The organism is Jiangella muralis, assembly GCF_001270745.1.
GTDB lineage: Bacteria > Actinomycetota > Actinomycetes > Jiangellales > Jiangellaceae > Jiangella > Jiangella muralis.
The window spans coordinates 1-8,607 of the sequence record NZ_LFXL01000068.1 but is presented as its reverse complement, the minus strand read 5'-3'; the positions used below and the strand labels follow the sequence as shown (position 1 = coordinate 8,607).

Sequence of the window (8,607 nt, the reverse complement as noted above, 5' to 3'; positions counted from 1 at the left end):
CCGGACGACGCCCCTGGCAACCCCACCACCCCAGATAGCCCCCTTTCCCAACACTTACTAAGGGGAACCGAGCCGGCACCGGCCGGGGCGTCCAGGCCACCACCCGCCCCGGCCGGTGCCAGCGAGGAACGTCAGGACGAGACGGCCAGCCGCTGCAGCGCCCCCGAGACGATCGCCTTGTCGCTGGTGAACCACATCGGCGGCAGCGACGCCCGCAGGTAGCTCCCGTAGCGGGCCGTCACCAGCCGCGGGTCGAGCACGGCCACCACGCCGCGGTCGGTGGAGCGGCGGATCAGCCGCCCCGCCCCCTGCGCCAGCAGCAGCGCCGCGTGCGTGGCCGCCACCGACATGAACCCGTTGCCGCCGGCCTTCTCGACCGCCCGCTGCCGGGCCGACGACAGCGGCTCGTCGGGCCGCGGGAACGGGATGCGGTCGATGACGACCAGCTGGCACGACCCGCCCGGCACGTCGACGCCCTGCCAGAGCGACAACGTGCCGAACAGGCAGGTCTTCTCGTCGGCGGCGAACGTGCGCAGCAACGTGGCCACGACGTCGTCGCCCTGGCAGAGAACGGGCAGGCCGGGCAGCCGCTTGCGGACGGCCTCGGCCGCCTCCTGCGCCGCCCGCCGGGACGAGAACAGCCCGAGCGTGCGCCCGCCCGCCGACGCCATGAGCTCGACCAGGGCGTCGACCGCCTCGGGCCGCAGGCCGTCGCGGCCCGGCGTCGGGAGGTCGCGGGCGACGTAGAGGATGGCCTGCTTGCCGTAGTCGAACGGCGACCCGACGTCGAGCGCGCGCCACGCCGGCGCGCCCTCGCCGGTCAGCCCGAACGCGCCGGCGGCGGCGTCGAACGAGCCGCCCAGCTCCAGCGTGGCGGACGTGGCCACGACGGTGTTCTGCCCGAACAGCCGCTCGCGCAGCAGCCCGGCCACCGACAGCGGCGCGACCCGCAGCGACCGCCCGCCGCGCTCGCGGTCCTCGACCCACAGGACGTCGTACTCGCCGTTCGCGACCAGCCGCTCGGCCGTGCCGTAGACGTCGTCGACCATGGTCTTGGCCGCGCGCCGGGACGCCTCGACGTCGGCGGCGCGCTCTTCGCGCGCCGTGGCGGTGAACCCGGACTGCACGGCCCGGGCGGCGTCGCGCACCCCGACCAGGGTGGCGAGCAGGGCCTCGGGCACGGTGTCGAGGCGGCCGACCGGCGCGTCGAGCAGCGCCGCCCGCAGCTGCTCGCCGGCCGCGCGCAGCTCCTCGGCGTCGCCGTCGTCGACGTGGACGCGCGAGCGCACCGCGGCGCGGTCGATGACGCCGGGCCAGAGGTCGGCGGTGGCGACGCTGGTGACCCGCGCGGCCAGCTCGTGCGCCTCGTCGACCACCACGACGTCGTGGTCGGGCAGCACCGGCAGCCCTTCGAGCGCGTCGATGGCCAGCAGCGCGTGGTTGGTGACGACGACGTCGGCGCCGTCGGAACGGGCCCGGGCCAGCTCGGCGAAGCACTCCTTGCCGTACGGGCAGCGCGCGGCGCCCAGGCACTCGCGCGACGACACCGCGACCTGCGACCACGCGCGGTCGCTGACGCCGGGCTCGAGCCGGTCGCGGTCGCCGGTGCCGCTGGTGGCGACCTGCTGCTCGGCCCACTCGCGGGCACGCAGCACCTCGGCGCCCAGCGGCCCGGCGGACAGTTCCTCGACGGGGACCAGCTCGCCCTGGTCGTCGGGCGCGCCTTCGCGGACGCGGTGCAGGCAGGCGTAGTTGGCGCGGCCCTTGAGCGTGGCCCACTTCGGCGGCCGGCCCAGCAGCGGCTCGGCCGCCTCGGCCAGCGCCGGGAGGTCGCGGTCGACCAGCTGCGCCTGCAGCGCGAGGGTGGCGGTGGCGACGATGACGGGCCCGTCGTCGGCGTCGGCGTGCAGCAGCGACGGCACCAGGTAGGCAAGCGACTTGCCGGTGCCGGTGCCGGCCTGGACCAGCAGGTGCTTGCCGTCGGCGACCGACTCGCCGACCGCCTGGGCCATCTCGACCTGACCGGGGCGCTCCGCACCGCCGATGGCCCCGACGGCCGCCGCCAGCAGCTTTTCTATCCCGGCCGTCGCATCGCCCTCGCTCACCGGCCCGACACTACCCGACCGCCGGTCCCGGAAAGCGGTTGTCCACAGCCGCGTCTCGACCCTGTCCGGTGCCCGTGATGGAATGCCGGAATGACGTATGCCGCGGTGCCGCTGATCCCTCGTGACGTCCTGTTCGGGAACCCCGAACGGGTCCTGCCCACGCTCTCGCCCGACGGCACCAGGCTGGGCTTCATCGCGCCCGACGAGGGCGTGCTGAACGTCTGGGTCGGTCCCGCCGACGACCCCGCCGCGGCCCGCCCGGTCACCCACGACCGCCACCGCGGCGTGCGCACGTTCATGTTCTGCCACGACGACCGCACGCTGGCCTACCTGCAGGACACCGACGGCGACGAAGACTGGCGGCTCTACGCGCTCGACCTCGAGACCGGCGAGTCCACGCTGGTCACACCGCAGGAGAAGGTCACCGCGTACATCCTCGAGCACAACCGCTGGCACCCCACGTCCATGCTGATCGGCCTGAACGCCGACAACCCGCAGCTGCACGACGTCTACCGGCTCGACCTCGCCACCCGGGAGCTGACGAAGGTCGCCGAGAACCCCGGCTACGCCGGCTGGCTGATCGACTCCGACCACCGCGTCCGCGGCGGCGTCGCGATGACGGAGGAGGGCGGCGCGGTCGTCTACCGCCGTGGCGACGACGGCGCCGACGAGCCGTGGTTCGAGATCGGCCCCGACGACGTCCTCACCACCGACGTCGCCGGGTTCAACCGCGACGGCTCGGCCGCGTTCCTGCTCTCCAGCACCGGCGTCAACGCCGCCCGGCTGATCCGCGTCGACCTCGCCACCGGCGCCGAGACCGTGCTCGCCGAGGACTCCGAGTACGACGCCGCCGGCATCGCCCGGCACCCCGAGACGCTGGAGCCGCAGGCCGTCACGTTCATCAAGGAACGCAAGTCCTGGACGTTCCTCGACCCCGCGTTCGGCGCCGAGGTCGACGGGCTGACGCAGCGGCTGCGCGGCGAGGTCGGCATCTCCCGGCCGGTCCGCGACGACCGCACCTGGCTGGTGCACGACGTGCTGTCCGACGGGCCGGTCCGCTACTACCGCTACGACCGCGACTCCGGCGAGCTGACCTTCCTGTTCTCGCACCGTCCGGAGCTTGAGGAGTACGACCTCGCCGAGATGGAGCCGTTCTCCTACACCGCCCGCGACGGCCTCACCGAGCACGGCTACCTGACCTTCCCGCCGGGCGCCGACCGCGCCGGCCTGCCTGCGGTGCTCAACGTGCACGGCGGCCCGTGGGCGCGCGACACCTGGGGCTACAACCCCGAGGCACAGTGGTTCGCCAACCGCGGCTACGTCTGCGTGCAGGTGAACTTCCGCGGCTCCACCGGCTACGGCAAGGCGTTCGGCAACGCCGGCAACAAGCAGTGGGGCCGGGCCATGCACACCGACCTCCTCGACGCCGTCGACCACCTGGTCGGCCAGGGGCTGATCGACCGCGACCGGGTCGGCATCTACGGCGGCTCGTACGGCGGGTACGCCGCGCTGGCGGGCGCCGCGTTCACGCCCGACGTGTTCCGCTGCGCCGTCGACATCGTCGGGCCGTCGAACCTGCTGACGCTGCTGGCGTCGGTGCCGGAGTACTGGAAGCCGCAGCTCGCGCTCATGCACAACCGCGTCGGCAACCCCGAGACCGAGCGCGACCTGCTGTGGGAGCTGTCACCGCTGTCGAAGGTCGACCAGATCACCATCCCGGTGCTGGTCGCGCAGGGCAAGAACGACCCCCGGGTGAAGATCGCCGAGGCCGAGCAGATCGTCGCCGCGCTCGAGGCGAAGGGCCTCGACCACGAGTACCTGCTGTTCGAGGACGAGGGGCACGGCCTGGCCCGGCCCGAGAACCGCGAGCGGTTCTACGCCGCGGCCGAGCGGTTCCTCGCCACCCACCTGGGCGGGCGCGCACAAGCGGACTGACGTCAGCGCGGCGCGACGGCGTACGGCTGCAGCGCCGCGGCCAGCGCCTCCGGCACCCGGGCGCGGACCCGGGTGCCGTCGGCCTCGTGGTCGACCGACAGCACCTCGCCGACGCTGTGCATGCGCGCCACCAGCTCGCCGTGGTCGTACGGCACCAGCGCGTCGACCTCGACGGGCGGCTGCGGCAGCTCGCTCTCGATCAGCGCGCGCAGCTTGTCGACCCCGGCGCCGGTACGGGCGGAGACGGAGAGCGCGTGCGGCTCGTTGCGCAGCAACCGGGCCACGACCATCGGGTCGGCGGCGTCGGCCTTGTTGATGGCGACGATCTCGCGCACGCCGCCGGCGCCGATGTCGGCGAGCACCGAGCGCACCGCCGTCAGCTGGCCCTCGGGGTCGGGGTGCGAGCCGTCGACGACGTGCACCAGCAGGTCGGCGTCGGCGACCTCCTCGAGCGTCGACCGGAACGACTCGACCAGCTCGTGCGGCAGGTGCCGGACGAACCCGACGGTGTCGGCGAGGGTGAACCCGCGGCCCTCGGCCGTCTGGGACCGCCGGACCGTGGGGTCGAGGGTCGCGAACAGCGCGTCCTCGACCAGCACGCCCGCGCCGGTGAGGCGGTTGAGCAGCGACGACTTGCCGGCGTTGGTGTAGCCGACGATCGACACCGCGGGCACCGCGTTGCGGCGGCGGCCGGCTCGCTTGGTGTCGCGGGCGGTGCGCATGCCGGCCAGCTCGCGGCGCAGCTTGGCCACCCGGGTGCGGATGCGCCGGCGGTCGGTCTCGAGTTTGGTCTCACCGGGACCGCGGGTGCCGACGCCGCCACCGGCGCCGCCGGCCCGGCCGCCGGCCTGCCGGGACAGGCTCGCGCCCCAGCCGCGCAGCCGCTGGGAGAGGTACTCGAGCTGGGCCAGCTCGACCTGCGCCTTGCCCTCGCGGCTCTTCGCGTGCTGGGCGAAGATGTCGAGGATCAGCATGGTGCGGTCGACGACCTTGACGCCGACCTTGTCCTCCAGATTGCGCAGCTGCGACGCCGACAGCTCGCCGTCGACGATGACGGTGTCGGCGCCCTGCGCCTGGACGACCTCGCGCAGCTCCTCGACCTTGCCGGAGCCGACGAAGGTGGCCGGGTCGGGCTTCAGCCGGCGCTGGGCCAGGCCCTCGAGCACCTGCGAGCCGGCCGTCTCGGCCAGCGCCGCCAGCTCGGCGAGGGAGTTCTCGGCGTCGGTGAAGGAGCCGCCGGGCCAGACGCCGACGAGCACGACCCGCTCGAGCCGCAGCCGCCGGTACTCGACCTCGGTGACGTCCTCGAGCTCGGTCGACAGGCCCGCCACGCGCCGCAGCGCGCGCCGCTCGTCCAGGTCGTAGTCCCCGGTGGTGTCGCCGTCGAGGAGGTCGAGTTCGTCGACCTCCGGCACCTCGGCGGAGTCGTCATAGGGGTTGTATGCGTGGCCTGGACTATTGCTCAATTCTCCTGCTTTCGCCGTTCGACGCCTTCAGGAGCGACCATAGCTCGACCCGGTGGACGCCGCCCACCGCAATTTCGCCGCGGCGCGCAGCGTGGCCGCCCGCCGTCCGGCCTTGCCCGTGGACTTCTCCTGGGCGCGCCGAGCCACTTCGATCAGCACGGCCTCACGCCGCCGCTTCTCCGTTGCACCCATGGAACCGCCTCCTGTCAGGCGCGCGGCCGACCCCGTTGCCGCCCCACGCTCACAACGTTAGGCCCGCTCCCCGGCGATCGCATCGACCGCGAGTCTGACGTCGTGCTCCTTCTACTGAAGGAGACGCCCTCAGGGTTTCCCAGGATGCTGTGATCTAGGTCACAGTGCGTGATCAGAGCTCGACGGTCCCGCGCAGGCCCAGCACGGCCGGCCCCGTGAGCAGCAGTTCTCCGTCCGGGCGCTCCGTCACGACCAGCCGGCCGCCGGGCACGTCGACCAGGTAGCGGGCCCCGGCGCCGACGCCGTCGCGCCGCATCGCCACCCAGGCCGCCGCGCAGACGCCGGTGCCGCAGGACCGGGTCTCGCCGACGCCGCGCTCCCACACCCGCAGCGCGATGTGCTTGTGCCCGCGGTCGACGACGAACTCGACGTTCGCGGAGTCGGGGAAGACCGACGCGGGCCGCAGGGCGGGCGCGGACGTGAGCGAGCCGGGCGCCTCGAGGTCGTCGACGAACACGACGGCGTGCGGGTTCGGCACCCGGACCGGCGTGGCCTCCCAGGTGTGCCCACCGGCGGCGACGAAGGCCAGCTGGCGGGTCGCGGCCGGCTTGGCCCGGCCCATCTCGACGGTGATCTGGCCGTCCGGCTCGGCGTGCACCGTCCGGACGCCGCCGCGCGTGGCCACGGCCAGCACCGGCCCTTCGGCCAGGCCGTTCTCCCACAGGTAGCGGGCCATGACGCGCACGCCGTTGCCGCACATCTCGGCGGCGGAGCCGTCGGCGTTGCGGTAGTCCATGAACCACTCGGCGTCGTCGGCCAGCTCGCGGACCTCGTCGGCGGTCTCCGTGCGGGTGACGCGGATGACGCCGTCGGCGCCGATGCCCGTGTACCGGTCGGCCAGGCGGCGCACGGCCGGCTCGTCGAGGCGGGCGGCCAGGGCGCCGTCGGCGTCCGGGATCACCACGAAGTCGTTCTGGGTGCCGTGTCCCTTGACGAAGGAGATGCCGCTCACGAGCGACGATGGTAGGTCAGAGCGCGCTCCAACCGGTCATCGGCGTCGAACGGCACCCGGCCGACGCGGTCGTCCTTGCCGAACCAGGCGTGCTGACGGCGGGCGAACCGGCGCGTGAGCTGCACCGTTTCGGCGCGGGCCGCGTCCTCGGTGCTCTCGCCCGCGAGGTACGCGAGCACCTGCGCGTAGCCCAGCGCCCGGCTCGCCGTCGGGCCGTCGCGCAGCCCTCGCCGCTCCAGTTCGCGGACCTCGTCGACCAGGCCCTGCTCCCACATGCGGCCGACCCGGAGCTCGATGCGCTCGTCGAGGACGTCGCGCGGGACGTCCAGGCCGATCTGCACGACGTCGTCGTAGTGGTACTCGCGCGGCGGCAGCGTGGCGGTGAACGGGCGCCCGGTCAGCTCGATGACCTCCAGCGCGCGCACCACCCGGCGGCCGTTGGTGGGCAGGATCGCGGCGGCGGCGGCCGGATCGCGCCCGGCCAGCCGCTCGTGCAGCGCGGCGGCGCCCACCGTCGTCAGCTCCGCCTCCAGCCGGGCGCGGACGTCCGGATCGGTGCCGGGGAACTCGAACCGGTCGAGGACGGCGCGGACGTACAGCGCGCTGCCGCCGGTCAGGATCGGGGTGACGCCGCGGGACCGGCAGTCGTCGATGGCGTCGCGGGCGAGCTGCTGGAACTCCGCGACGGTGGACGGGCGCGTGACGTCGTACAGGTCGAGCAGGTGGTGCGGGACGCCCTTCCGCTCGGCGACCGTGAGCTTCGCCGTGCCGATGTCCATGCCGCGGTAGAGCTGCATGGAGTCGGCGTTGACGACCTCGCCGCCGAGCCGCAGCGCGAGGTCGACGGCGAGGTCGCTCTTGCCCGCCGCGGTGGGCCCGACGACCGCTACGACCGGGGTTCGGCTGCCGCTGTGCACGGCTGCAAGTCTCTCACCGCCGGCCCGAGGCCCAGCCGGCGGACGAGCTCGCGCGTGGCCGTCGAGCGGTTGAGGGTGTAGAAGTGCAGGCCCCGGACGCCCTCGGCGAGCAGCCGGTCGCAGACCCGCGTGGTGACGTCGATGCCCTCGGCCCGGAAGCCGGCCGGGTCGTCGTCGTAGCGGGCCAGGCGCTCGGCCACGGCCGCCGGCGCGCTCACGCCGGACAGCTCGACCGACTTCGCCAGCGTCCGCCGCGTCGTCAGCGGCATCACCCCCGGCAGCAGCGGCACGTCACAGCCGAGCGCGGCCAGCCGGTCGCGCAGCCGGAGGAAGTAGTCCGGCTCGAAGCTCAGCTGCGCGACGGCGAAGTGCGCCCCGCGCCGGATCTTCCCCAGCAGCCGGCGCACGTCGGTCTCGAGGTCCGGCGACTCCGGATGCCCGTGCGGGAAGGCCGCGACGCCGACGCAGAACGCCCCGAGGTCGCCGATCAGGCGCACCATCTCGTCGGCGTAGGTGACGCCGTCCGGGTGGGCCACCCACTCGGCGGCCGGCCCGCCCGGTGGGTCGCCGCGGATGGCGAGGACGTTGCGGATGCCGTTGTCCGCGTACCAGCCGACGACGTTGCGCAGTTCGGCGCGCGAGTGACCGACGCCGGCGAGGTGCGCGACCGGCGTCAACGTCGTCTCGCGGCGGATGCGCCCCGTCGTCCGGATGGTCCGCTCGCGGCTGGATCCGCCGGCGCCGTAGGTCACCGAGACGAACGCCGGATCGAGCGGTTCCAGTTGCCGCACCGCGGTCCACAGCACGGTCTCGTCGGCGTCGTCGCGTGGCGGGAAGAACTCGACGGAGAAGACCGGCCGCCGGCCGGCGAGTCGGTCCAGGACGGTCGTCATGGCTGCCCCTGAGCTCGTCGGCCGTCAGTAGCGGTAGTGCTCGCTCTTGTACGGGCCGTCGACCGGGATGCCCAGGTAGGACGACTG

7 protein-coding genes are annotated in these 8,607 nt (G+C 74.0%); 1 reads left to right on the top strand and 6 read right to left on the bottom strand.

Translation table 11 applies throughout. The annotated features are described in order from the left end of the window. Window positions 1-131: 131 nt before the first annotated feature. Window positions 132-2,105, bottom strand: coding sequence for an ATP-dependent DNA helicase (locus ACW62_RS32525; protein WP_240477480.1), 1,974 nt, complete (start codon window positions 2,103-2,105; stop codon window positions 132-134). Window positions 2,106-2,195: 90 nt separating this feature from the next. On the opposite strand from ACW62_RS32525, the gene ACW62_RS32520 reads away from it, so the two are divergent. Further along, window positions 2,196-4,040, top strand: coding sequence for a S9 family peptidase (locus tag ACW62_RS32520; RefSeq protein ID WP_053208284.1), 1,845 nt, complete (start codon window positions 2,196-2,198; stop codon window positions 4,038-4,040). Window positions 4,041-4,042: 2 nt separating this feature from the next. Here the strand turns inward: ACW62_RS32520 and hflX are convergent, their stop codons facing one another. The 5 genes from hflX to ACW62_RS32500 all read right to left on the bottom strand — a co-directional run bounded on the left by hflX (window position 4,043) and on the right by ACW62_RS32500 (window position 8,520). Further along, window positions 4,043-5,455: a GTPase HflX gene (gene hflX, locus ACW62_RS32515; protein WP_053208283.1), complete on the bottom strand. Its 1,413-nt coding sequence runs from the start codon at window positions 5,453-5,455 to the stop codon at window positions 4,043-4,045. Between the two features lie 78 nt (window positions 5,456-5,533). Continuing rightward, window positions 5,534-5,698 (bottom strand): hypothetical protein, encoded by a 165-nt coding sequence (locus tag ACW62_RS34590; RefSeq protein ID WP_157575141.1) that lies wholly within the window; start codon window positions 5,696-5,698, stop codon window positions 5,534-5,536. Window positions 5,699-5,870: 172 nt separating this feature from the next. Next, a complete protein-coding gene (gene dapF / locus ACW62_RS32510; RefSeq protein WP_053208282.1) occupies window positions 5,871-6,710 on the bottom strand; it encodes a diaminopimelate epimerase in 840 nt (279 codons plus the stop codon). After that, complete coding sequence (gene miaA / locus ACW62_RS32505) at window positions 6,707-7,627, bottom strand: tRNA (adenosine(37)-N6)-dimethylallyltransferase MiaA (RefSeq protein WP_053208281.1); 921 nt, start codon at window positions 7,625-7,627, stop codon at window positions 6,707-6,709. The genes dapF and miaA overlap by 4 nt, the downstream gene beginning before the upstream one ends. Then, window positions 7,597-8,520, bottom strand: coding sequence for a methylenetetrahydrofolate reductase (locus ACW62_RS32500; RefSeq protein WP_053208280.1), 924 nt, complete (start codon window positions 8,518-8,520; stop codon window positions 7,597-7,599). Before ACW62_RS32500 ends, miaA begins: the two co-directional genes overlap by 31 nt. Window positions 8,521-8,607 lie beyond the last annotated feature (87 nt).

Excerpts from the sequence above, each read along its gene's own strand:
- ACW62_RS32520 (WP_053208284.1), top strand. The coding sequence starts at position 2,196 with ATGACGTATGCCGCGGTGCCGCTGATCCCTCGTGACGTCCTGTTCGGG.
- ACW62_RS34590 (WP_157575141.1), bottom strand. The coding sequence starts at position 5,698 with ATGGGTGCAACGGAGAAGCGGCGGCGTGAGGCCGTGCTGATCGAAGTG.
- ACW62_RS32500 (WP_053208280.1), bottom strand. The coding sequence starts at position 8,520 with ATGACGACCGTCCTGGACCGACTCGCCGGCCGGCGGCCGGTCTTCTCC.